This window comes from Variovorax sp. V15, assembly GCF_041154425.1.
Taxonomy (GTDB): domain Bacteria; phylum Pseudomonadota; class Gammaproteobacteria; order Burkholderiales; family Burkholderiaceae_C; genus Variovorax; species Variovorax guangxiensis.
Genome location: NZ_AP028659.1, coordinates 527,768 through 550,881, shown reverse-complemented (window position 1 = coordinate 550,881; position 23,114 = coordinate 527,768). Strand labels below are relative to the sequence as shown.

The window sequence follows — 23,114 nt, the reverse complement described above, 5'->3', positions numbered from 1 at the left end:
TTAGGGTGGCGCAACGATAGACCTCCGCCGCGCGTTGCGCCATGGCTTATGCGCGCCGCGGAGGCGGTTATGCAAGAGAGGTTGGCTGGCCTGCCGGGTCGACATTGCGCCGATGTAATCGCGGCGTGCGGAGGTTGACCGGCTCGCTTCCTAGATTGGCATGGTCGCGCCATCCCGGCGACGACGGACAACCAACCAGGAGATACCGACCATGCCGCATCGCAAGCTTCTTGTTTCTTCCTCCCTTCTCGCCGCCGCGCTGATTCCGCTGGCAGCGTCCGCCGCCGGCGAGTACCACTTCGCCCCCACCGAGGCCGGCGTGACGCGCTTCCCTGATCACGCGAAGCAGGATCCGTCGCGCGACAGGGTCGTGGCAGAGCTGGCAACGGCGCAGAAGCAGCCCGCCTGGAACAACGTGAGCCGCGGCGCGCCCTGGCCCGCCGCGCGCACCGGCCAGCCCGCCGCGCGCGAAGCGGTGGAGGCCGAGGCCATCAAGGCGATGCGGGCGGGAACGATCCCCTCGGGCGAGCGATAGGCATGCGCCACATCCGTAGATGACAGAAACGTCATCGACGGGTTATCGACCCAGCAGATCCGCTTCGTAGAGTTGGCTTCACCAACCAAGGCAAACCAACCGACGTCACACATCAAGGAGTAACGAATGAGCAAGCAAGCTTCCGCCACCCGTCTGATCGGCACCGCCGCCCTCGCCGCCCTGCTGGGCATGATCGCCGCGCCGAGCTTCGCCGGCAACTACGCCGAGGGCGATCCGCGTCCCGCGCCGCTGGTCTCCTCGACCACGCGCGCCGCCGTGACCGCCGACGCGGTGCAGTGGCTGAAGACAGCACCCACGCAGGGCTACACCAGCGGCTACGAGCAGCAGGCGGTGGTGGTGTCGGCCAACTCCCGCGCCGCGGTGGCTGCCGACACGCAGCTGTGGATCCGCTCGGGCCTGGCGGCCAGGCAGAGCGGCGAGGCCGGTGCCGACACGATGAGGCCCGGCTACCGCGAGGCCGCCGCCGAGTACGCGCGACTGCGCGCGAGCCCTGCCTACAGCGCACTCGTCGACCAACTGAAGAACCAGCAAGCGGCCGCGCAACCGCAGACCCAGCTCCGCTGACGGGGACGGAATGCCTCGGCCCCCTCGCTCCTTGGGTAAGCGAGGGTAGGCCGGCGGCAGTTCCTTGGTTCTATCTCCTATAGCCTGCCTCCATAACCCGCATCTTTTGCCACGAATCGATGCCCGAGCCGGATAATCCTCCGATGCTCGACCTGGACCGCATCGATCTGCGTCTGCTGAAGATCCTTCAGGAAGACGGCCGCATCACCAACCTCAAGCTCGCCGAGGCGGTGGCGCTTTCGCCCACGGCCGTGCTGGCGCGGGTGCAGCGGCTCACGCGCGACGGGTTCATCCAGGGCTACGAGGCGCGGCTCGATCCGCACAAGCTGGGCCGCGGCTTCACCGTCTTCGTCGAGGTGCTGCTCGACCGCACCACGCCCAACGTGTTCGACCAGTTCAAGGCCGCGGTGCAGGTGCGCGACGAGATCATGGAATGCCACATGGTCGCCGGCGGCTTCGACTACCTGCTCAAGACCCGCATGGCCGACATGGCCGCCTACCGCGAGTTCGCGGGCACCGTGCTGTGGCAATTGCCCGGCGTGCGCGAAACGCGGACCTATGCGGTGATGGAAGAAGTGAAGAACAGCGCGCGGCTGCCGCTGGGGGTGTGAGCCGGGCCCGTCAGGCCGGCTTGGCGTAGTTGCGGCCGCCGAAGATCGCGGTGCCTACCCGCACCATCGTGCTGCCGGCGCTGATGGCGGCTTCGAGATCGCCGCTCATGCCCAGCGAGAGTGTGTCGAGCGCGATGCCCGCGTCGCGGATCGACTGGTACACCGCATGCGCACGCAGGCACAGTTCGCGCTGCGCCTCGAAGCCGGTGGCAGGCTCGGGAATCGCCATGAGCCCGCGCAGCCGAAGTTGTGGCAAAGCCGCCACAGCGCGCGCCAGCGCGAGCGCCTCTTCCGGAGGCACGCCGGACTTGTTCGCTCCGCCGTCCACATTAACCTGAAGGCATACATGCAGCGACGGCAGGTGAGCCGGGCGCTGGGCCGAAAGGCGCTCGGCGATCTTCAATCTGTCGATGCTGTGGACCCAGTCGAAGTGCTCGGCCACGGGCCGCGTCTTGTTGCTCTGGAGCGGCCCGATGCAGTGCCATTCGAGGGAAGAACGCAGGTCGGCGAGTGCTTCGATCTTGTCCAGCCCCTCCTGCACGTAGTTCTCGCCGAAGGCCGACTGGCCCGCCGCATGCGCCTCGCGCACGGCCTCGGGGCCGAAGGTCTTGGACACCGCCAGAAGGCGCACACCGGCCGGGTCGCGGCCGGCCGTTACACATGCCTTCGCGATCCGGTTGTTTACTTGCTGGAGGTCGTCGCCAATCATCGTCATAATCGTCCAAAATCGTATCAAAACGTCACGAAACCCGAGCCGAGGAGCCCCGTGGACATCACCCAACTGCTGGCGTTCAGCGTCAAGAACAAAGCCTCCGACCTGCACCTTTCCGCGGGCCTGCCGCCCATGATCCGCGTCAACGGCGACGTGCGCCGCATCAACGTCGACGCGCTCGACCACAAGGGCGTGCACGCCATGGTGTACGACATCATGAGCGACACGCACCGCAAGCACTACGAAGAGTTCCTGGAGGTCGACTTCTCCTTCGAGATCGACGGCCTCGCGCGCTTCCGCGTGAACGCCTTCAACCAGGCACGCGGCGCGGCCGCGGTGTTCCGGACCATTCCGTCCAAGATCCTCACGCTCGAGCAGCTGAACGCGCCGAAGATTTTCGGTGAACTGGCGCTCAAGCCGCGCGGGCTGGTGCTGGTGACGGGCCCCACGGGCTCGGGCAAGTCGACCACGCTGGCGGCGATGATCAACTACCTCAACGAGAACGAGTACGGCCACATCCTCACGGTGGAAGACCCGATCGAATTCGTGCACGAGTCGAAGAAGTGCCTGATCAACCAGCGCGAGGTGGGGCCGATGACGCTGTCGTTCTCCAACGCCCTGCGCTCCGCGCTGCGCGAAGACCCCGACGCCATCCTGGTGGGCGAGCTGCGCGACCTGGAGACCATCCGCCTGGCGATGACCGCCGCCGAAACGGGCCACCTGGTGTTCGGCACGCTGCACACCTCCTCGGCCGCCAAGACCATCGACCGGATCATCGACGTGTTCCCGGGCGAAGAGAAGGAAATGATCCGCGCCATGCTGTCGGAGTCGCTGCAGGCCGTGATCTCGCAGACGCTGTGCAAGACAAAGGACGGCCAGGGCCGCGTGGCGGCGCACGAGATCATGCTGGGCACCCCGGCCATCCGCAACCTGATCCGCGAGGCCAAGGTGGCGCAGATGTACTCCACCATCCAGACCGGCCAGGGCTCGGGCATGCAGACGCTGGACCAGAACCTGACGGAACTGGTGCGCCGCAATACCATCTCGGCAGCGGAAGCCCGCGGGAAAGCCAAGATCCCCGAGAACTTCCCCGGCTGACCCCAGGCCCTCCCGGAGCAAAGACATCATGGAACGCGATCAAGCCAGCCAGTTCATCAACGACCTGCTCAAGCTCATGGTGAGCCGCAACGGCAGCGACCTGTTCATCACCGCCGACTTCCCGCCGGCCATCAAGGTCGACGGCAAGGTCACCAAGGTTTCGCAGCAGGCGCTGGGCGCGCCGCACACGCTGGCGCTGACCCGCTCGATCATGAACGACCGCCAGACGGCGGAGTTCGAGCGCACCAAGGAATGCAATTTCGCGATCTCGCCCACCGGCATCGGCCGCTTCCGCGTGAACGCGTTCGTGCAGCAGGGCAAGGTCGGCATGGTGCTGCGGACCATTCCCGCCAAGCTGCCGACCATCGACGGCCTGGGCATGCCGCAGGTGCTGAAGGACGTGTCGATGACCAAGCGCGGCCTGTGCATCCTGGTGGGCGCCACGGGCTCGGGCAAGTCGACCACGCTGGCGGCGATGATCGACTGGCGCAACGAGAACTCCTACGGCCACATCGTGACGGTGGAAGACCCGGTCGAATTCGTGCATCCGCACAAGAACTGCGTGGTGACGCAGCGCGAAGTGGGCATCGACACCGACAGCTGGGAAGCCGCGCTGAAGAACACGCTGCGCCAGGCGCCGGACGTCATTCTGATGGGCGAAATCCGCGACCGCGAAACCATGGAGCACGCCGTGGCTTTCGCCGAAACGGGCCACCTGTGCATGGCCACGCTGCACGCCAACAGCGCCAACCAGGCGCTGGACCGGATCATCAACTTCTTCCCCGAAGAACGCCGCGCGCAGCTGCTGATGGACCTGTCGCTGAACCTGCGCTCGCTGATTTCGCAACGGCTGGTGCCAACGGAAGACGGCCTGGGCCGCGTGGCCGCGGTGGAAGTGCTGCTGAACACGCCGCTGATTTCCGACCTGATCTTCAAGGGCGAGGTGGGCGAGATCAAGGAAATCATGCGCAAGAGCCGCAACCTGGGCATGCAGACCTTCGACCAGGCGCTGTTCGACCTCTTCGAGAGCCACTCGATCAGCTTCGAGGACGCCATCCGCAACGCCGACTCGGCCAACGACCTGCGGCTGCAGATCAAGCTCAACAGCCAGCGCGCGCGCAGCACCGACCTGGCGGCGGGCACGGAGCACTTCGCGATCGTCTGAGGCCGCGGGAGGCCGGCCTGCGGCGGAATGGCCTTAAGCTGTGGCCCCATGAGCAGCATCAACCCCCGCACCTACGAATCCATCCCCGCGCGGACCGTGGCCTTCCTCGGCCTCGGCGTCATGGGCGGCCCGATGGCCGGCCACCTGGCCAGGGCCGGCCACAGCGTCACGGTCTACAACCGCACCGCCGCCAAGGCGCAGGCCTGGGCCGAGGAATTCGGCCCGCCCGGCCGCCACGCCGCCACCCCGCGCGAAGCGGCCGCCGGCGCCGACATCGTGTTCTGCTGCGTCGGCAACGACGACGACCTGCGCTCGGTGGTGCTGGGCGACGACGGCGCCTTCGCCGGCATGAAGAAGGGGGCGGTGCTGGTCGACCACACCACCGCCTCGGCCGACGTGGCGCGCGAGCTCTCCAAGGCAGCGCAGGCGCTGGGCCTGCACTTCATCGACGCCCCCGTCTCGGGCGGCCAGGCCGGCGCGCAGAACGGCGCGCTCACCGTGATGTGCGGCGGCGACGCGGCGGTCTTCGAGCGCATCAAGCCGGTGGCCATGGCGTTCTCGCGCGCGGTCACGCTGCTGGGCGAGAGCGGCGCCGGCCAGCTTGCGAAAATGGTCAACCAGATCGCCATCGCGGGCCTGGTGCAGGGCCTGTCGGAAGCCATCGCCTTCGGCCAGCGCGCCGGTCTCGACATGGAGGCCGTGCTGGGCGTCATCAGCAAGGGCGCAGCCCAGAGCTGGCAGATGGAGAACCGCGGCAAGACCATGATCGAAGGCAAGTTCGACTACGGCTTCGCGGTCGACTGGATGCGCAAGGACCTGGGCCTGGTGCTCGACGAAGCCAAGCGCAACGGCGCGCGCGTGCCGGTGACGGCGCTGGTCGACCAGTTCTACGCCGACGTGCAGCAGGCCGGTGGCCGGCGCTGGGACACCTCGAGCCTCATCACGCGGCTCAAGTGACGCAATGAAGAAAGCCCGCATCAGCGGGCTTTCCTGTCTTGACGTGCCGGATCTTCAGCGCACCGGCGAGGTCGTCACGCCGTTCGAGGAAGGCGCCGGCGTCGACGAGCCCGCGGGGGGCAACGGCTCCATCGGCGGCAGCGGCACGCGCGAGGTGGACGACGACGAGGGCGCGGACGGCGTTGCCGAAGTCACCGGCGCCGGCCCCGTGCCACCGCGCTGCGCGGCAGCCTGATTCGCCGCCTGGCTGGCCGCCAGATCGGCTTCGCTCACGACCTCGACCACGCGCACCACCTTCACCACGCCCGACACGCCGCGCGTGATCTCGGTCGCGCGATCAGTCTCGCGCCGCGTGGCGATGCCCATCAGGTAGACCACGCCGCGCTCGGTCACCACCTTGAAGGAGTTCGCGAAGATGTCCTTGGCGTCGAGCAGCGAGGCCTTCACCTTGCCGGTGATGTAGAGGTCGTTCGAACGGTCCTGGAAGGTGCTGGAGGAACCGACGGTCAGCTCGTTGACCACCGAGCGAACGTTCACGATGCGGCTCACCTCGTCTTCGACGCGGCGGCGGTCGGCATCGCTGCCCACGGCGCCGGTCAGCAGCACCTGGCGGTTGTAGCTGGTCACGCTCACGTACATCTGGTCGTTGGCGATGTCGCGCACGCGGGCGGCGGCACGCAGTTCGATGCCTTGGTCGTCGAGCTGGGCGCCCGAGCTGCGGCGGTCGGTGGCCACCATGCCCACGCCCACCACGGCCGCGCCGCCCACGACGAGCGGCACGCAGGCGGAGAGGCCGGCAACCATTGCGGCGCCCAGTGTCAGGGCGAGAGCGAAACGCTGGGTCGATGTCGTCGTCGTCGTCATGGTCGTCAAGGTCATGAGGAAGCTTCCTGTTCTCCGAGTAACTGGGCGTCCACGCCGTCGCACAGGCAATGCAGCGCGATCTGGTGGATCTCGTGGATGCGCGCCGCACGCTCGTGCGGCACGCTGATCTGGACGTCGGTCTCGCGCAGCGCGCGGCCGATGGCGCCGCCGGCGCCCGATGCCGCGTTGCCCAGCAGCGCGACCACGGTCATGTCGCGCTCGTGCGCCGCGGTCACCGCCGCCAGCACCGGGGCCGACTGGCCACTGACGCTCAACGCGAGCAGCACGTCGCCGGCCTGGCCGAGCGCGCGCACCTGGCGGGCGAAGCGGTCGGCATCAGCCGCGTCGGCACTGTCGGCGGCGGGGTCGGTGGCATCGCCGGGCAGCGCGATGGCGCCGAGCTCGGGCCGCTCGCGTTCGAAGCGGCCCACGAACTGCGCGGCGAACTGGGCCGCCAGAAGGCCCGACACGCCTGCGCCGCAGGCGAGCACCTTGCCGCCGCTGGTCACGCAGGCGAGGATGGCCTGCATCGCTTGGGAGATGGGTTTGCTGAGGACCGGCCCGGTCTGGTACTTGAGGTCGGCACTGTCGATGAAGTGCTGCTGAATCCGTTGCTCGAGCATGGGGCGGGATGATAACTGGGGGCTGTGAAACAAGACGTTCGAGATGTGGAGCACTCATCGAGGGCGGCGCGTCAGCCGGCATCGAAGGCGGCCTGCAGCCAGGTGATCCTGTCTTCCACCAGCACCACGTCGAAGCGGCACGGCGGCACCGTGCGCAGCCGGCTCAGGTAGTGCTGCGCGGCGAACACGATGCGCCGCTGCTTCGGCCCGGTGATGCTGCCGCCCGCGCCGCCGTGCGTGCCGGAGCTGCGATGGCGCACTTCCACGAACACCAGCGTGCCCGTGGGCGAGGGACGCGGATCGCGCATGACCAGGTCGATCTCGCCGCCGCCGCGCCCGGGCGTCCGATAATTGCGGGCGAGCAGCACGAGGCCCGCGTCCCGCAGGTGGTCGAGCGCGGCGTCTTCCGCCGCATCGCCCCGATGCTTCGTTGTGGTGTCGGTCTTCATGGCCCTCCCTGGCCGGCTCTCGAGAGTCTTCTTTTTTCTGCTGCCTGTTCGTTCCGACGGAGAAACCCCTTGGCTTCACTCGCTCCCGCCTCTTTCGGCGCAGCCCTCGCGGCAGCTCATGACGCCGCGGGTGCGCAGCATTATCCGCAGGGCACGCTCTATGTCGTCGCCACGCCCATCGGCAACCTGGCCGACATCACGCTGCGCGCGCTGCATGTGCTGCAACTGGTGGACACCATCGCCTGCGAGGACACGCGCCACACGCAGAGCCTGCTGCGCGCCTATGGCATCGACCGCCCTGGCTCCCGGCTGCTGGCGGTACACCAGCACAACGAGGCCGAGGCGGCGCAGGCGGTTGTCGCGCGGCTCGCGCAGGGCGAGCGCATCGCCTACGTCAGCGACGCCGGCACGCCCGGCGTGAGCGACCCCGGCGCGCGGCTCGCGGCCGCGGTGCGCGCCGCCGGACAACGCGTGCTGCCGCTGCCGGGCGCAAGCAGCGTGACCACGCTGGTCGGCGCGGCGGGGCTGGTGGCCGAGGGCGGCCACGACGGCAACGCCAGCAGCGCTTTCGTCTTCGCGGGCTTCCTGCCGAACAAGGCCGGCGAGCGCGATGCGGCCGTGCAGGCGCTGTCGCAGGAACCGCGCGCGGTCGTGCTGCTGGAGGCACCGCACCGCATCGAGAACCTCGCACGCGCGCTGGCCACGCTGGGCGAACGCCGCGTCACCGTGGGTCGCGAGCTCACCAAGCAGTTCGAGGAAATCGCCACCGTCGCCGCAGGTGCCCTACCCGACTGGTTCGCCACCGACCGCGACCGCACGCGCGGCGAGTTCGCGCTGGTGCTGCACCCCGTGGCCGTGAGCGGTGACGGCGGGGCCGAAGGCGAGCGCGTGCTGCGCCTGCTCCTGACGGAACTGCCCGTGAAGACGGCCGTGAAGCTGGCGGCGGAGATCAGCGGCGCCCCGCGCAATACGCTGTATGACGCCGCGCTGCGCATCCGCGACGAGGCGGAGCAGAACTAGCCGTCCAGTTCGGCGTAACGCCTGAAGATGCCATCTTCGTTGAACGCGATACGGCGCGGACTCTGCAGATAGTCATGCACGCGCTGGCGTCGCTTGACGTTGGCATGCAGCCTCTCCACCGCGGGCGTGGCGGCGAGTGCCCGCGCCGAAGCCTTCGGAAACGCGTAGCGCAAACCGTCCACAAGCTGGAACAGCGACAGGTCGGCGTAGGTCAGCGTGTCGCCCACCAGATGCTGGCTGCCCGCAGGGTTGCGCTGCAGCACGCGCTCGAACCAGCCGAGGAACTTCGGTATGCGCTCCTCGCGAAAGGCCTTCGCGCGCTGCACGGCCGCGTCGCGCTGGTCTTCGTAATAGGCGCCGACCGAGATCGGATGGTGCGTGTCGTGCGCCTCGGCCACCGCATCGGCGATGGTGAGCTGCAGCTGGTGCGTCCAAAGCCCGTCCGATTCGCCTACGCCCGACAGGCCGAGCCTGGGGCCCAGATACAGCAGGATCGCGGCCGTCTGCCCGACCACGATGTCGCCATCGACGAGGAACGGCGGCGCGAAGGCAGGGCGCGCGGCCTCCGGGTCGTCCAGCCGCTCACCCAGAGCGGATCCGCCACCGCCCTCGCCCTCGGGCAAACGCGCCACGTCGACATAGTCCGCGCCGGCAGCTTCGAGCGCGAGCCGGACGAATTCACCTCGGCCCTGGATGGTGGGCCAGTAATGGAGTTGGTAGGGCATGCGGAAGATGGTGGCATGGGTGTGGCGATCCCCGCAATAGCATGAAGCGCAAGATACCCATTCATGGAAGCTCCGCAAATCCAAGGTCTCAACGGGCGAGCAAAAGGATGAACCTAAGGCGCACGCGTAACAGGCGGCAGGAGCACGCAGAACGCATCTTCAATATCTCGGGCGGATGGTGACGCGTCACCCGGCCTCATCTCAAAAGTCTTGATCTTTTTCCTGCCGGTTACGAAATTCATCATTTTCGGACCATTCTTTTTGGAGTACACAATGACTCCATCCAGACCTTCGTCGATCTCTCTATCGGCGTCCCTGAAAGACTTCAAAAATCGATTCAAATACTGAAGAGATTTTCGATCTTTTTCGATAAACACTTTTCCAATCAACTCATCAGTTATTCCGGGGGGACGCTTTTTCATGTAGAGCACCGACCCCCATTCATGCCAGGAAACACCGCACTCAGCATCGACCCTTCCTGACTCCACAAAATCCTTGACTATCTTATTGATCAACTCCCGGCTCGGGCTTTCATCCAAATTCACCCAGACAACGAGTCTATCGTCTCTATATCCGGCGAAGGATTGCGAGGAAGACCCCCAGAGAAGGAAAGCAGCCAAAAACGAAACGAACAGTTTATTAAAACCAAACATCGACCACCCTTTCAAGAAATATCTTCACTCAAACCTCCCTTCTTTCCCCCAGGCTTTTCCGGAGGAATTCCCAAGATTAAATTCAGCGACACAACATTTGCCTCGTTCAACCCGGGCTCTACCAGATCCCTTTTTGCTTGCTCATAGTAAGCAATGGGGATGAAATATTTCAAATAACTTGAGCTTCCGGATTTTCTTATTTCCGCTTTTCCATTTTTATTTCTCACCATTACCTGAGTTCGTAAATTTTTGGCAAAAGCAGAAAATCTGATCTGACTCCGCTGATTGCCTCCAAGAAGGATCAAGTCCTCTTCACCGCTTTTTGCATAGACAAACCCGACGTGCCGGCCATGCCCCTGTCTCGATGTGACCATGGCGATGGCGCCATAGATCGGCCTATCCAATTCAACGAACAAGGGATTTCTGACTTTGGGCGGTGTCTTCTCCGATTTCTCTTTTGGCCCGTCGACTTCATAAAACCCATGCGCGCGTGCTTTCGCCACCTTGCGATTGGGATAGCCAAGGTTTTCAATTGGATATTTCGCCTGCATCAGGCACCAGTTCACAAACGCGGCGCACCACGCATTGCTGGGGCCGTCCATGGCCTTGAGTCCGTCGTCCACCTCGACGTGGTAATTGATCTTGTCTTGGAGCGTGATTTCGAGTTCGCCCCGCCTGAGCTTCGCTTCCGCAATCGCGACGGGCATCCACGGAGCCCGCCCCGGCACCGGATTGATCAGCGCCAGAACCTTCCCCTCGCCCTCCTTCGACCGCTCCGAGTCCGATGGCCTGATTCCGAATGGAGCGGGAGGCGGCGAAGGAGAGACCACTTTTGGCCTCGACAACGCTGCCGGGCTTGGCGGCGCACTCGCAGCCGGTGGCTTGGCGGCGGCCATGCCGGGAGGAGGAGCAGTTGAAGGCCTGTGACCCGACTTGGTCTTGCCGCTCCCCGCAATCAACAGCACCTCTCCCGGATAGATCCTGTCGTGCCCCCGCTCATTGGCCTCCCTGATGGCTTCCACGCTGGTGCGATACAGCTTCGCGATCTTCCAGAGGCTGTCGCCCGGCTGGACGACATAGCTCATGGGCTTTCTCTGCCCATGGGTCGAGCTGTTGATCTTTTCCGAGCCGGCGACGCCCTTCCACCTCTTGAATTTCGCCAGCAGGTTGAAATCCTTTCCGACGTCGCCCTGGATGGTTCCGACCGTCACGGCCTCCGTGCTCTTCGGGGCTGCCACCTTGACGAGCACGGCTGAGTTGTCAGGCGGGTGAATCACGGGAGGGAATCGCCCCGCTGCATCGGACTTGACGGCTTCCTCCTTGCCGCCTCTTTGCAGAATGATCTCCGTGCCTGGCAACGGCTGGCTGCCGTCGGTCGCGTTGATCCTGCTCACGGCAACCCAAGTTTCCTTCCGCGTGTCGGCGTTGGCGTGGTAGCCCTCGATCTCGGCAATGCTGTTCACGATCTTTTCGAGTTCGGCGTCGCTGCACTCGCCGATTTTTCTGCCGGCCGGAATGCCACTGGTCTTGAGCAGATCGCGCACATATTTTTCCGTGTCGTTTTCCTTCTTCGGGGCGTAGATGGGAATGGCTTCCGGGATCGTCCTGTCGCCATGCAGGCGCTTCAAGTTGGCCTTCAATTCCTCTCGCCCCGCGTCTTCGTCGGGAAAGATCAGGAAGGTCCTGCCCGATCTTGTGGTGGCGAATCCGACGTAACCCTTGGCCTTTCTGGGCGCGGGCACACCATCAACCATCCGGGCAGTCAGGTCGCCGGGATTGTTGATGCGCCACGGCAGCGTTCCGCCCGAGCGCAGCAGGTGACGGCCGTCTTCGCAGATGAATTCGGCGACTTCGATGTTGGGGTGGTAGGTTGCAGATATCAGTCTGGACATGCGGGTGTTTCCCTAGCTCAAGCCAAGCCGTTCAGGTGGGCTTCGATGGCGGACTCGGAAAGAAAGTGGCCGGGGTCGAAAGCGCCTGCAGCCGCTGCATACATGGAGCCTTCCGCTCCCGGCGATTCGGTCTCGCCGTCGTCATCGGCCCGGTCATCGTCTTCCGCGCTGTCTGGCTCGGAGCGGATCGTCGGAACGGGCGCCCAGTCCCACGCTTCCTCGCCCACCACCAGCACTGCCTCGTCCGGCGTTTCGAATGCGACGCGGGGCAGCCGTCCGTCGACGGGAATGACGCCTTCGGCCAGGGTTTTGCGCTTCTCGTCGAGGATCCTGTAGGGCAGCCCCGAAATGCCAACGTGCCTGAATATCTCGTCGCTGCCAAGGGGCGCGAAGCGCACGCTGTACTTGTCGTCGTGGCTCACGCCTTCCATGCGACGGCGCTTGGCCATGTCCATCGGCCCTGCATAGCTGTGGATGGCCGCGTGCTCGCGCCAAAGGCCCTGGGTGCCGTGCACGATGCCGGAGGCACTCCACCTGGAAAAGCTGCCGCCGCCGTTGATGACTACCTCTTCCTTGGCGCTGATGCTGATCCTGTCGGACTCCATCTTGATGTCGAGCCTCGCCAGCAGGTTGATGCTGTTCTGCAGGGCGACGATGTCGATGCCCGCCGTGGCTGCGGTCAGGCGGATGGCCTTGTATGCGAAAAGGCGTACGGCTTCTTTCACGCTCACCAGAAAGCTCCTGCCGGCGCTGATGCTGGTGTGCCCGCCGCTGCTCAGTGCGTTGTGCGTGATGCTGGCGATGTGGGTGGCGCCCGCCGCCGTGCTCTGGATGCCTGCCGCACTGGCGAGCACGAGGTGCGGTTCGCGGAGTTCAGGGAAATCTCCCTGCCGCGAATGGCGGCCCTTGATCGCATCGTTCTGTTCCTTGAGGGCCTGGGTGACCGCGTCCTGGTCGCCCGCTTCGTGCGCCTTCGCTTCCTGCGCGGTCCGGCTCTGCCGTTCATGCAGGTCGCGCGCGGCCGTCAGGCGTGCGACTGTTTCCCCAAGATCGGTGATGTGCGCATCGGCACCGGGCCTCGGCTCGGTGCTGAGCAGCAAGCCTCTTGCTGCGCGCACCGCGGCATGGCCATCGGTACGCAACTCGGCGCCCTCGCCGCGGTCGTCCTTGCGGCCTGCCGTGTCGTCGATGCGCCCGATGTGGCCGAGGCTCAGGCTGCTGCTGAGATGGTCGCTCTTGAGCTGTGCCTGGATCTTTCCGGGTTGATCGTCCAGCACCAGGTGGTTGCCGCGCGATCCGCCTGCTGCACCCGCCTTCAATTCACGGCTGCGCAGGCCCGATAGGTTCTGCTGGTCGGGCAGCCGCCACGCGGGCATGTTCTCGGCATTGAACACACGGCCGGTGATGATGGGACAGTCCGGGTCGCCGCCGAGGAAATCGACGACCACCTCCTGGCCGACGCGCGGCAGCGCAGCCGCCCCGAATGTCTCTCCGGCCCAGGCCATGGATACGCGGATCCAGCAGCTGGAGTTCTCGTTACGTTGCCCGATGCGGTCCCAATGGAACTGCACCTTCACGCGGCCGTACTGGTCGACCCAGATCTCTTCGTTCTTCGGCCCGACGACGATGGCAGTCTGAGGTCCGCGGGTGCGGGGCTTCGGAGTGACGCGCGGCGGGCGCCACGCGTGGCTCACGGGCTGCGCATCGAAGCAGAAGCGCTGGACGGAGCCTTCGCCGGCATCGGCGCCTTCGGTGGCCCGGAGGTTCTCCCGCAACTCGTAGTCGACGGCAGTCAGAAGGTACTTGCGGTTCTGATCGTCCCTCGGATGGCCCGCCAGCTCGAAGATGCAGCCCGGCGCGAGTTCTCGCCTGTTGGAGCGGCCGCTGGCAACGCTGCCACCGCTCAGTTGCTCTTCGACGCGGGTGCGTGCACAGGCCTCGCCGTCGTCGTAATGCCTGTACCCACCGGGCCATTCGTACAGCTCGAGCTCGTCGTGCGAGTGGCCGGTGCGCAGCTCCCGCCGGCTGGAGAGGTCGGCCTTTGGCTTGAGCGGGTCGTAGTCGTTGGTGAAGTGCAGGCCGGAACGGACTTCTTCGCTCGTGCGCCACTCATGGATGCGTTCGTTCGAGCCATCGCCACCGCCGGTCATTCCCGCCTTCTCCAACGGATGAAACCGCACCGTCTCCCCTCCGGGCATCGGATCGTGCGAGCCCAGCACGTCATCCGCAAACACCAGCACCTGCCGCTGAGCCTCATGCCGGAAGTAGTAGTAGATGCCTTCCAGCTCGCACAGCCGCGAGACGAAGGAGAAATCGCTCTCGCCGTACTGCACGCAGTACTCCCACACGCGGTAATCGCGGGCCAGCCGCTTCTCCATGGGGTAGCCGTAGGCTTCGAGCACGTCGGCGACGATGTCCGGAACGGTCCTGCCCTGGAAGATTCGGAAGTCGCTGCGTCGCGTCGCGAGCCACAGCCATGGGCGCAGCTTCATTCGGTAGAAGCTATGGCGTGCGTCCTCTCCGGCCAGGCCGAAGGACGCGACGACGCCGCCCAGGTAGCGCGTGCCGCCGCTCTCGGTCTGCATCGCCAGGGTAACGGTCTTGCCGAGCAGCATCTTCGGATCGACGCTGTTGCTGCTGCCCAGCAGTTCCACATCGAAGTCGTGGAGCCGGCTCAGCGCCTCGCGGCCGGTCAGCCAATGGAATTGCAGCGCTTCCCGCAACGGGGTCTGAATGGAAACCCGGCGCGTCATCGCACCACCGCGGACGCAACGGCGCACGGCGCCGGGCGAACGTGCCGGCGCGTGCCATCGAAGATGGACATGGATCCTCCCTGAAATCATTCGTTGCCGCTCTGTTCGGCGGCATGTTTCGTCGGAGTATCCAAGTGCGCGGCGTCTTTCGTTCGGCGCCGACGAATGCTTCAGCGGATTCGTGAACGAATGCGCGCAGCGGCGGCGACGCCTCTGTGTGCGTCGGATCGCAGGTGTCGAATGTTCACAAGCCGCATGGGACGCGGCCGATGCGGATCACGCGTTCGCGAACCTGTCCGCGTACGCGCGGAACATCGCGTTGCGCTCGTCGAGCGCCTCCTGCGTCGCGGGCACCATGATCGGCGCGCCTTCGCTCGCGAAGGCCTGGCACTGCTCGACATACGGCCGCAGCTTCTCGTGATAGACCGGCGACGCCGCAGCCATGTCGCCGCCGTGCTCGGTCCAGGTGTTCGCCAGGAGTTCCGCCGAGACCATCGCCAGCGTCGTGCCCATGCCCGACAGCAGCGCGGCGCAATGCCCCGCATCGCCGATGACCGCGACATTGCCCTTGATCCAGCCCGGCATGCGCGTCTGGCTCACCGAGTCGAAGTAGAAGCCCTTGGCATCGGGGTCGATGAAGGCCGCGCGCATCGCAGGCACCTGCCAGGCATCCACGCGCGAGAGGAACCGGCCGAGCAGCCTGCGCTGCGCATCGAGGTCGCGGTAGTCGTAGTCGATCTCGGGGCTGGCGACGATCATCATTCCCTGCGGCCCGTCGCCGGCGTCGCGCACGGCGATGGCGAGGCCGGGCACGTTGAGCATCGCCCGGCGCCATGGCCGGCCGGGCGGCAGATCGACGAGCGCGACGTAGTGGCCGAAGTGCCGCACGTAGTCCCTCTCAGGCCCGAAGGCCAGCCTGCGCACGTTGGAGTGCAGGCCGTCGGCGCCGACGACCAGGTCGTAGCGGCCCCTCGCGCCGTCGGTGAAGCCGATGTCCACTCCGCCCGCTCGATCGTCGAGCGACACGATCGAAGTCCTGAAGCGGAACTCCACGCCCGACGGAATGGCGTCCAGCAGGATCCGGTTGAGGCGGTCGCGCGTGATCTCGATGTCCTCGTCGGTCTCGTTGGCGAACCAGCGCAGGTCGAGCGAAGCGACCTGCGTTCCGCTGCCGTCGAGCACCGGCGCCGGCTCGACGATGGCGACCTGCTCCTCGGCGATTCTCTGCAGGATGCCCATGCGCTGCGCGGTGCCGAGCGCGCGGCCACGAACGTCGATGGGTGCGCCGCCCGGGCGCAGCCCGTCGGCGCGCTCGACCACGGTGACCCGGTGGCCCAGGCGGGCGAACCAGCAGGCGGCCGACAGGCCGGCCATGCTGGCGCCGGAAACGAGTACGTCCATGGGCTGATCCTCCTTCTGCGGCTAAAGCTTGAATTCGCGGGCCATCTGGATCACCGCCTGCTTGTCGAAAGCGTTGATCTCGTCGATCAGCTCGTTGGTGAACAGCCGGTTCGGGTCGCCGAGTTCGCTCGCGAGCTTGGGGTTCTTGCTGGCCTCGGCGGCCATCTCGACGTTGGCCTTCCATTCGGCCGTCGACGACGCGCCCATGCGCTGGTCGGGGTCGTCGGGGCGGCGCATCCAGCTGTTCTTGCGGTCCTTCAGGATGAAGGCGAGCTCCTTGCGCGCGTCGTCCTCGCTTCGGCCCTTGGGCCGGCTCTCGGGATAGACCGCCCAGTGCAGGTTGATCGCGGCTTCGAGATTCGCGTTCGAGAACAGGGTCGACTTCGCGATGCCGCGGAACAGCGCCACCAGCGACTTGCGGTCCTCCTTGAGCATCTTGCGCGGCACGCACATCCAGCCCGAGCCCACCTGCGCGAACCTGGGCGTGAGCGGCACGTAGCGCAGCTTCGTTCCCACCAGCTCGATGCGGGCGGCTGCGGTGTCGAAGGCCACCATCGCGTCCACGCGGTCGTTGTCGATCGCCGCGCCGGCCGGCGCGCCGTCGCCGATGGCGATGTACTCGCAGCCGTCATCCTTCAGGCCCAGCTCGGCCAGCATGGTCCTGGTAATGACGATGCCGGTGTCGCCCTGGCTGCGCACGCCGATGCGCTTGCCAGCGAGGTCGGCGGCCGACCTGATCGGGCTGCCGGGCTTCACCACGATGACGTTTGCGTTGCGCGGCAGCCACTTGTAGACGCTCACCAGGTCGAGCGACGGGTCCTTCGCCATCGCGGGCAGCAGGATGCCCGGCACCGCCGGCCCGAAGTCGACGTGGCCGGCGCGCAGGCTCTGCAGCGCCTGCGTCATGCTCGACATGTTGACGTACTCCACGTCCACGCCTCCGGGCTTGTAGAAGTTCAGCTTCGGGTGCTGGCCCGCGGTGCAGAAGCACTGCTGCGGATCGTTCACCGCCGCGGTGTTCGCCACCTTCATCACCCTCACACTCTGTGCCAGCGCCGGCAGGCTCCCGGCCAGGCCCAGGGCGCCGAGGCCCAGGCCGAAATCACGTCGCGTCAACATGGCTCGCTCCTTCATACGGAAAAACGGGAATCCAGGAATCCGGGGATGCAGCGCTCAGACGTTCACCGTCCGCTGCGAGGCGTCGACAGGCATCCAGTGCAGCACGCGGCGCTGGATGCGGCGCAGGAGGTCGGTCATCACGATGCCGATCACCGACAGCACCACGCACACCGCGAAGCTGCCGCCGGTGTCGGCCTGCGCTTCCATCTGCAGGATGAGCACGCCCAGCCCAGCCTGCGCACCGACGAACTCGCCCACCACCGCGCCGACCACGCTGAAGGCCGCGGCCATGTTCAGCCCCGCGAAGATGTAGGGCAGCGCGCTCGGGAACTTGGCCTTGCGGAAGATCTGCCACTGCGTGGCCGAGAGCGAGCGCAGCAGGTCGATGCGGTCGGGGTCCACCGCCTTGAAGCCCGCGATGCTGGTCACCAGCACCGGGAAGAACGTGAGCAGGCAGATGATCATCACCTTCGAGCCGATGCCGAAGCCCAGCCACACCACGATGATCGGCGCGACCGCCACCTTGGGCACGCTCTGCAGCGCGGCGACGTAGGGCTCCAGCAGCGCCTCGACCCGCGGCATCTGCGACACCACGATGCCGATCGCGAGACCGACGCCGCTGCCGACGAGAAAGCCCAGCAGGATCTCGGTCACGGTCACGCCGCCGTGGTACCAGAAGCCGTCCTTCGCGAGCGGCCCGGTGGCAAGGCCGCGCCACAGCGCGACCAGGATGTCGCTGACCGGCGGCACGAGGTGCTGCGGCACCTTGAAGAACCGCACCCCTGCTTCCCACGATCCGAGCAGCGCGGCGAGCAGCAGGATCGACTGCACCCGCGTCGAGGCGAGCGGATTGGCGCGGCGACGCGGCCTGGGGTCGGCGGCGGGGGCCGGCGCGCGGTCGCCGGATAGCGCAGGAGGGTCGGACTTGGCGAGCATGCGGTGGTCATCTGAGGGCCTCTTTGAATCGAACGGACGGAATCAGTCGAACGAAGCCGCATGCGAGAAGCGTTCGCGGATCGACGCGGATGCGGCAGCGAAGGCGGGGTGCGACATCACGTCCATCGAGCGCGGACGCGGCAGGTCCACCGGCAGCACGCGCTCCAGCGTGCCGGGGCGCGGCGACATCACGAAGACCCTGTCGCCGAGGAACACCGCCTCGGGAATCGAGTGCGTGATCAGCACCACCGTCTTGCCGCTTTCCATCCAGATGCGCTGTAGTTCCAGGTTCATGCGCTCGCGCGTCATGGCGTCGAGCGCGCCGAAGGGCTCGTCCATCAGCAGGATCTTGGGGTCGTGCAGCAACGCCCGCGCGATGGAGGCACGCTGCTGCATGCCGCCGCTGAGCTGGCGCGGCAGCTTGTGCTCGAAGCCTTCGAGCCGGACCATGTGCAGCAGCTGCATCGCGCGCTCGCGCGCCTGCTTCGCGGGAATGCCCAGCACCTCGGCGGGCAGCATCACGTTCTCGAGGATGGTTCGCCAGGGCAGCAGAATCGAGCTCTGGAACACCACGCCCACGTCGCGCCGCGTGCCGCGTATGGGCTGGCCGTCGAGCACGACGCGGCCCATGCCGTAGTCGAGCAGGCCCGCGAGGATGCGCAGCAGCGTGCTCTTGCCGCAGCCGCTGGGCCCGACGATGGTCACGAAGCTGCCCTGCTCGATGCTGCAGTCGATGTCCTTCAGCGCGAGCACGCCTTCGCTTGCGTCGCCGAAGTGCTTGGATAGCCCTTCGATGCGGATGTAGTCGGCGCGGCCGCGCGCGCGGTCGTGGTTCGTGCTCATGGCCTGGCTCCTTCGGGTTTCAGTTCTTGAGGAAGCGCACGATGTGCTGCGCCAGCATCTGCGGCGCCTGCATCGCGGTGACGTGGCCGATGCCGGGCAGCAGTACCGCATCGGCGCCGCGGATGCGGCCGGCCATCGATAGCGTCACGCTCGGGGGCACCACGCGGTCGAGTTCGCCGGCCAGCACCAGCGTGGGCGCGACGATGTCGGCCACGCCCCGCTCGATGGCAGTCAGCGCCGTCGCCATCCGCCGCGCGGAACGCGCCGAACCGGGCCGTGCGCTCGCGAAGATGCTCCGCAGTTCGGGCCGCTGCTGCAGGAAGGCTTCGGGGAAGAACCATGTCGCCAGCTCTTGCGCCGTGGCCGGCAGCCCGCTGCGCAGCTCGGCCAGGCGCTTCGCGTCGGGGCACAGTTCTTCGTAGGGCCTCGGCAGCGGCCAGGTGCTGCCGAGCACGAGGTGGTCGACCGAGCGCGGATGCAGCAGCGCCAGCGCCTGCGCCACACGCCCGCCGAAGGACGAGCCGAACACGTGCGCGCGCCTGAAGCCCAGCGCCTTGATGAGCCGCTGCGCATCGTCGGCAAGATCGGCCAGCGTCGATGGGCGCTGCGGCCCTTCGGTCTCGCCGCAGTCGCGCTGGTCGTAGGCGATCACGGTGAAGTGCTTCGACAGATGCGGCACCAGCGCCGAGAACATCTGGCGCGAGGCCTCGGCGCCATGCATGAGCACCAGCGGTGGGCCTTCGCCGTCGCGCTCGAAGGCGACGCGCAGTTCGCCGGCCTGCAGGAAGCCGGTCATGCCGCGCCCCCTTCCCCGCCCTGCCGATCTTCCTGGTCCATCCAGAAAGTCATCTCGATCTTCAGGCCGCGCGGGTCGTGCAGAAAGAGCTGGTGGATTGGCCAGCCCGGAATCGGCGCCTCGGCGAACGCGACGCCGTGTGCGCGAAGGTGCGCGCGCATCTCGGCGAGCCCATGGGCGCGGAACGAGATGTGGTCGACGTGGCCGGTGACGGGCTCGACCGGCTCGTCGGGCATCGAGAGATGCGCGTAGAGGTGCACGATCGGCTGGCCGTCCGCATAGAGCCAGGCGCCGGGCGCGGGGATCTCCGGCCGCGCGCCGGCGGTGAGGCGCATCACGCGGGTGTAGAAGTCCAGCAGCGGCGGCAGCTCGTGCGGCGCGCAGCGGATCGTGAAGTGGTGCAGGGCGGTCACGGGCATGGCGTTTCCTCGAAGCTGTAGGCCAGTCGGGGCGCGACGGGCACCCAGCGCGCGGCGGCGAGCGCCAGCATGCGGATGCCCAGCACTTCCTGCGGCAGCCAGTGCTCGCGCGTGCCGAAGACGTTGAAGGTGGCGAAGCAGGTCCGCCCTTGCATCAGCGGCACGTTGACCACGCTGCGCAGGCGGTATTCGCGCATCTGCTCGAAGTCGTCGAAGTTGCTCGCGAGCACGTGCTCGCCCTCGCCGACGAACACACGGCCGCGCACGAAGAGGCATTCGCTCCAGGGCGTGAGCGTCTTGCGCTTCGCGCCGTTCACCGGAAAGCTCGACGCCTCCGACGAATAGAAGCGGCGCAGCAGGACCTGGCCTGCGGCGTCGCCGTCGGTCGTCACGTTCTGCTGGATGCTGAAGATGCTGCCGGGCGCGACCTGCAGCCGGCGCTGGTCGATCAGCCGCATCGCCTCGCCGGCGTCCTGCGTCTCGGCCAGGGAGTCCAGGAAGGCAGCCGTGATGGCGGTGGCGGAGGTCGCGGAGGTGGCTGGCGGTGCGGTGGTCGGGTCCATGCAAAAAGTCTAGGACCCTCGATTCACCAAAGTGAAATAATTTCTGATAGCCCGATAACCGTGGAGTTATGGCCTTGTCCACCGCCCGCGACCCCGCCGCCGAACTGCAGCGCACGCTGCTGTCCCGCCTCAAGCTGCGCCAGCTTTCGCTGCTGCAGGCCATCGACCGGCACCGCACGCTCGGCCGCGTCGCCGCCGAGATGCAGCTGAGCCAGCCCGCGATCACCAAGGCACTGCACGAGGTGGAAGACATCTTCGGCAGCACGCTCTTCGAGCGGACCAGCAGGGGGCTGGTGCCCACGGCCGCGGGCGAGGCGGTGCTGCGCTATGCGCGGCGCTGGCTGGCCGAGCTCGAGGCCACCGCGCGCGTGCTCACCTCGCTCGAGGCGGGCCGCGCCGGGCGGCTGCGGCTGGGGTTCACGCAGCAGGTGCCGCAGCAGCTGATGTCGGCTGCACTCACCCACCTGCTCGACCGCACGCCGCGCATTTCGGTGATGGCGCGCGAAGGCACCACCGACGAACTGGTCGCGAGCCTCGTCGCGCGCGAACTCGACTGCGCCATCGGCCGCTCCTACGACGGCGACGCGACCGGGCTGGTGCAGGAGGCGATCCACGAGCAGGAGCCCTGCCTCGTGGTCGGCGCGAAGAACGTGCGGCGCCTCTCGCGCGGCCCGCTCGACTGGGCCAGGCTCGCGCAGCTCGACTGGATCCTGCCGCCGCCCAACACGCCGATGCGCAGGACCTACAACGCGATCTTCGTCGGCGCGGGCGTGCAGCCACCGCTGCCGATCCTGGAGACCACGTCGATCCGCAGCATCGAGACGGCGCTGCGCCAGGAGCCCAACGCGATCACCATCTTCGCGCGCGACGTCGTGGCCGGCATGGAAGGCACGGGCCACCTGGCGGCGCTGCCCCACCGGCTGAGCTGGAACCTGCCGCCGGTGAGCTTCTTCACGCTGAAGGAACTGGAGGCGCACCCGACGGTGCAATCGCTGCGCGCCGCGGTCGTCGAGACCGCGCGGCGCATGAAGCGCGCGGCGGGCTGAGCGCCGACACCATGGCCGGCGACACGGCGACCCGGCGTTCCCTTTTTCTCTTTCTCTGTCCCGCCCTTCTTCTCTACTTTCTTTCTTATTTAAAGATAGTAGTAGTAGATAAGGGTAAACCCTGTCTGTGGAAAGTACCGCTTTTTCCTTGCGCGACAGGGACTTGCGGTCGCCGTACCGCTGTGAGCGCGCGTGCTTCGGTGCTGCATCGGAAATGGGAACAACATCCGGCAAGCGGCTGCGACTGTGGATAACGCATGACTTGTACCGGGACTGTCCCCAGGTTTTCTGTCGGTGGCCTCCCCTCGTCCGGATCGCGCTGACCGCGAACGAGGGACCGGAAAACAAAAAAGCCGGACACCTTTTGAAAGTGTCCGGCTTGGTAGCTGGTCCCGCCGCCAGGAATCGAACCTGGATCTCAGCCTTCGGAGGGCCGAATTCTATCCGTTGAAATACAGCGAGAAATTGGGATCCGGTTTGCACCGGAGTCCGACATTATCGCCTATCAGACGACGACAGCTTCGGCCTCTGCCGCAGCCGCGGCTCCCAGTTGCGGCCGGGCGAAGCCGAGACCCGCCAGATAGACCCTGAAGGTGCGCCTTCCCGTCGGCACGAGGTCGAAAGCTTCCGGATCGAGCAGCCAGTTCTGGATGAGCCCGCTGATCAGCGCGTGCAGCCCCTGCGCCGCCACATGGCCCGGCACCGGCAGCTTGATGCGGCCTCGGCGCGCGGCCATGCGCAGAGCCTTCTCGAAATCGGCCACGCAGGCGTTGCGGGCATCCAGGTGGCGCTGCTGCACCGAGGCCATGTCGTGCGTGTATTCGACCTTGTGGGTCGCGATGTCGAACACGCGGCGCACCTGCAGGTCGGTGGTCATGAGGTTGAGCGCGTGGACCATTCCTTCCTCGATCTCGGCGAGCGGGTCCTCGACGTTGGGCGCGGTGGCGGCCGCCCTCGGCGTGGTCTCCAGCGGCAGGATGACGCGCTCCATCATCGCGTTGAAGAGATCGGCCTTGTCCTTGAAGTGCCAGTAGATGGCGCCACGCGTCGCGCCGGCCTGCTGCGCGATCTGCTGCAGCGTGGTCTGCGAGACGCCTTGCGCCTGAAACAGCAGCTCCGCGGCGTCGAGCAGACGATGCCGCGTGGCCAATGCTTCTTCCTTCGTACGACGTGCCACCAAGTCTCCTGATTTGTAAAGACAACGCCCTCTATGTATCGTGGGGCCATTGCTCGGCTGTCACTATACATCCATGAATGTATGTAAACTAGCCGGCTTCCCCGATGGCCCACCTGGCCGTACAGGTTTCCGGTTCGCCCCGCGAACGCGCCATCTCCCGTCTTCGCTTCAA

Annotated in this window: 24 protein-coding genes and 1 tRNA gene; 8 read left to right on the top strand and 17 right to left on the bottom strand. The window is 66.6% G+C overall.

Annotated features, from left to right (window positions below; translation table 11 throughout):
- The first annotated feature begins 211 nt into the window (after positions 1-211).
- The 3 genes from ACAM57_RS02750 (at position 212) to ACAM57_RS02740 (ending at position 1,731) form a co-directional block, all read left to right on the top strand.
- Entirely contained in the window at positions 212-535 is a 324-nt protein-coding gene (locus ACAM57_RS02750) for a DUF4148 domain-containing protein (RefSeq protein WP_369660628.1), read from the top strand.
- 126 nt (positions 536-661) lie between these two features.
- Positions 662-1,120 (top strand): hypothetical protein, encoded by a 459-nt coding sequence (locus ACAM57_RS02745; RefSeq protein WP_184642078.1) that lies wholly within the window; start codon positions 662-664, stop codon positions 1,118-1,120.
- A gap of 143 nt (positions 1,121-1,263) precedes the next feature.
- Positions 1,264-1,731, top strand: coding sequence for an Lrp/AsnC ligand binding domain-containing protein (locus ACAM57_RS02740; protein WP_019657564.1), 468 nt, complete (start codon positions 1,264-1,266; stop codon positions 1,729-1,731).
- Positions 1,732-1,741: 10 nt separating this feature from the next.
- Here the strand turns inward: ACAM57_RS02740 and ACAM57_RS02735 are convergent, their stop codons facing one another.
- Positions 1,742-2,446, bottom strand: coding sequence for a YggS family pyridoxal phosphate-dependent enzyme (locus tag ACAM57_RS02735; RefSeq protein ID WP_369660627.1), 705 nt, complete (start codon positions 2,444-2,446; stop codon positions 1,742-1,744).
- A gap of 51 nt (positions 2,447-2,497) precedes the next feature.
- Between ACAM57_RS02735 and ACAM57_RS02730 the strand changes: the two genes are divergently transcribed.
- The 3 genes from ACAM57_RS02730 to ACAM57_RS02720 are packed head-to-tail and all read left to right on the top strand — an operon-like array spanning position 2,498 to position 5,663.
- Positions 2,498-3,541 (top strand): type IV pilus twitching motility protein PilT, encoded by a 1,044-nt coding sequence (locus ACAM57_RS02730; RefSeq protein ID WP_093206426.1) that lies wholly within the window; start codon positions 2,498-2,500, stop codon positions 3,539-3,541.
- Positions 3,542-3,569: 28 nt separating this feature from the next.
- Positions 3,570-4,706 carry a PilT/PilU family type 4a pilus ATPase gene (locus tag ACAM57_RS02725; protein WP_369660626.1) on the top strand — a complete coding sequence of 379 codons (1,137 nt, stop codon included), beginning with the start codon at positions 3,570-3,572 and terminating at the stop codon, positions 4,704-4,706.
- 48 nt (positions 4,707-4,754) lie between these two features.
- Positions 4,755-5,663: an NAD(P)-dependent oxidoreductase gene (locus ACAM57_RS02720; protein WP_369660625.1), complete on the top strand. Its 909-nt coding sequence runs from the start codon at positions 4,755-4,757 to the stop codon at positions 5,661-5,663.
- A gap of 54 nt (positions 5,664-5,717) precedes the next feature.
- Here ACAM57_RS02720 and ACAM57_RS02715 read toward each other — a convergent pair whose 3' ends face one another.
- The 3 genes from ACAM57_RS02715 to ACAM57_RS02705 all read right to left on the bottom strand — a co-directional run bounded on the left by ACAM57_RS02715 (position 5,718) and on the right by ACAM57_RS02705 (position 7,599).
- Positions 5,718-6,542: a BON domain-containing protein gene (locus tag ACAM57_RS02715; RefSeq protein ID WP_369660624.1), complete on the bottom strand. Its 825-nt coding sequence runs from the start codon at positions 6,540-6,542 to the stop codon at positions 5,718-5,720.
- Positions 6,539-7,150, bottom strand: coding sequence for an SIS domain-containing protein (locus tag ACAM57_RS02710; RefSeq protein ID WP_126025779.1), 612 nt, complete (start codon positions 7,148-7,150; stop codon positions 6,539-6,541). The genes ACAM57_RS02715 and ACAM57_RS02710 overlap by 4 nt, the downstream gene beginning before the upstream one ends.
- A gap of 71 nt (positions 7,151-7,221) precedes the next feature.
- Entirely contained in the window at positions 7,222-7,599 is a 378-nt protein-coding gene (locus ACAM57_RS02705; RefSeq protein WP_369660623.1) for a YraN family protein, read from the bottom strand.
- Between the two features lie 69 nt (positions 7,600-7,668).
- Here ACAM57_RS02705 and rsmI point away from each other — a divergent pair, with 69 nt between their 5' ends.
- A complete protein-coding gene (gene rsmI / locus ACAM57_RS02700) occupies positions 7,669-8,619 on the top strand; it encodes a 16S rRNA (cytidine(1402)-2'-O)-methyltransferase (protein ID WP_369660622.1) in 951 nt (316 codons plus the stop codon).
- Here the strand turns inward: rsmI and ACAM57_RS02695 are convergent.
- The 11 genes from ACAM57_RS02695 to ACAM57_RS02645 all read right to left on the bottom strand — a co-directional run bounded on the left by ACAM57_RS02695 (position 8,616) and on the right by ACAM57_RS02645 (position 20,719).
- The gene (locus ACAM57_RS02695) at positions 8,616-9,344 is read right to left on the bottom strand and encodes a glutathione S-transferase (protein ID WP_184642083.1); all 729 of its coding nucleotides are present in this window, start codon (positions 9,342-9,344) and stop codon (positions 8,616-8,618) included. The genes rsmI and ACAM57_RS02695 overlap by 4 nt on opposite strands.
- A 113-nt stretch (positions 9,345-9,457) precedes the next feature.
- Complete coding sequence (locus tag ACAM57_RS02690) at positions 9,458-10,012, bottom strand: hypothetical protein (RefSeq protein ID WP_184642084.1); 555 nt, start codon at positions 10,010-10,012, stop codon at positions 9,458-9,460.
- The gene (locus tag ACAM57_RS02685; protein ID WP_369660621.1) at positions 10,009-11,889 is read right to left on the bottom strand and encodes a LysM peptidoglycan-binding domain-containing protein; all 1,881 of its coding nucleotides are present in this window, start codon (positions 11,887-11,889) and stop codon (positions 10,009-10,011) included. The genes ACAM57_RS02690 and ACAM57_RS02685 overlap by 4 nt, the downstream gene beginning before the upstream one ends.
- 17 nt (positions 11,890-11,906) lie before the next feature.
- Entirely contained in the window at positions 11,907-14,642 is a 2,736-nt protein-coding gene (locus ACAM57_RS02680) for a type VI secretion system Vgr family protein (protein ID WP_369660620.1), read from the bottom strand.
- Positions 14,643-14,918: 276 nt separating this feature from the next.
- Positions 14,919-16,043: an FAD-dependent monooxygenase gene (locus tag ACAM57_RS02675; RefSeq protein ID WP_369660619.1), complete on the bottom strand. Its 1,125-nt coding sequence runs from the start codon at positions 16,041-16,043 to the stop codon at positions 14,919-14,921.
- Between the two features lie 21 nt (positions 16,044-16,064).
- The gene (locus ACAM57_RS02670) at positions 16,065-17,162 is read right to left on the bottom strand and encodes an ABC transporter substrate-binding protein (protein WP_369660618.1); all 1,098 of its coding nucleotides are present in this window, start codon (positions 17,160-17,162) and stop codon (positions 16,065-16,067) included.
- Positions 17,163-17,216: 54 nt separating this feature from the next.
- A complete protein-coding gene (locus ACAM57_RS02665; protein WP_369660617.1) occupies positions 17,217-18,098 on the bottom strand; it encodes an ABC transporter permease in 882 nt (293 codons plus the stop codon).
- 42 nt (positions 18,099-18,140) lie between these two features.
- Positions 18,141-18,941, bottom strand: coding sequence for an ABC transporter ATP-binding protein (locus ACAM57_RS02660; RefSeq protein WP_369660616.1), 801 nt, complete (start codon positions 18,939-18,941; stop codon positions 18,141-18,143).
- Between the two features lie 19 nt (positions 18,942-18,960).
- Positions 18,961-19,737 carry an alpha/beta fold hydrolase gene (locus ACAM57_RS02655; RefSeq protein ID WP_369660615.1) on the bottom strand — a complete coding sequence of 259 codons (777 nt, stop codon included), beginning with the start codon at positions 19,735-19,737 and terminating at the stop codon, positions 18,961-18,963.
- A complete protein-coding gene (locus tag ACAM57_RS02650; RefSeq protein WP_369660614.1) occupies positions 19,734-20,156 on the bottom strand; it encodes a VOC family protein in 423 nt (140 codons plus the stop codon). The genes ACAM57_RS02655 and ACAM57_RS02650 overlap by 4 nt, the downstream gene beginning before the upstream one ends.
- Positions 20,147-20,719 carry a GAF domain-containing protein gene (locus tag ACAM57_RS02645; protein ID WP_369660613.1) on the bottom strand — a complete coding sequence of 191 codons (573 nt, stop codon included), beginning with the start codon at positions 20,717-20,719 and terminating at the stop codon, positions 20,147-20,149. Before ACAM57_RS02645 ends, ACAM57_RS02650 begins: the two co-directional genes overlap by 10 nt.
- Positions 20,720-20,793: 74 nt before the next feature.
- On the opposite strand from ACAM57_RS02645, the gene ACAM57_RS02640 reads away from it, so the two are divergent.
- Positions 20,794-21,765: a LysR family transcriptional regulator gene (locus tag ACAM57_RS02640; protein ID WP_369660612.1), complete on the top strand. Its 972-nt coding sequence runs from the start codon at positions 20,794-20,796 to the stop codon at positions 21,763-21,765.
- A 387-nt stretch (positions 21,766-22,152) separates the two neighbouring features.
- Here the strand turns inward: ACAM57_RS02640 and ACAM57_RS02635 are convergent.
- Together ACAM57_RS02635 and ACAM57_RS02630 are read right to left on the bottom strand one after the other, a co-directional pair.
- Positions 22,153-22,227, bottom strand: a tRNA-Arg gene (locus ACAM57_RS02635).
- Between the two features lie 43 nt (positions 22,228-22,270).
- Positions 22,271-22,945: a TetR family transcriptional regulator gene (locus tag ACAM57_RS02630; protein WP_369660611.1), complete on the bottom strand. Its 675-nt coding sequence runs from the start codon at positions 22,943-22,945 to the stop codon at positions 22,271-22,273.
- Positions 22,946-23,114 lie beyond the last annotated feature (169 nt).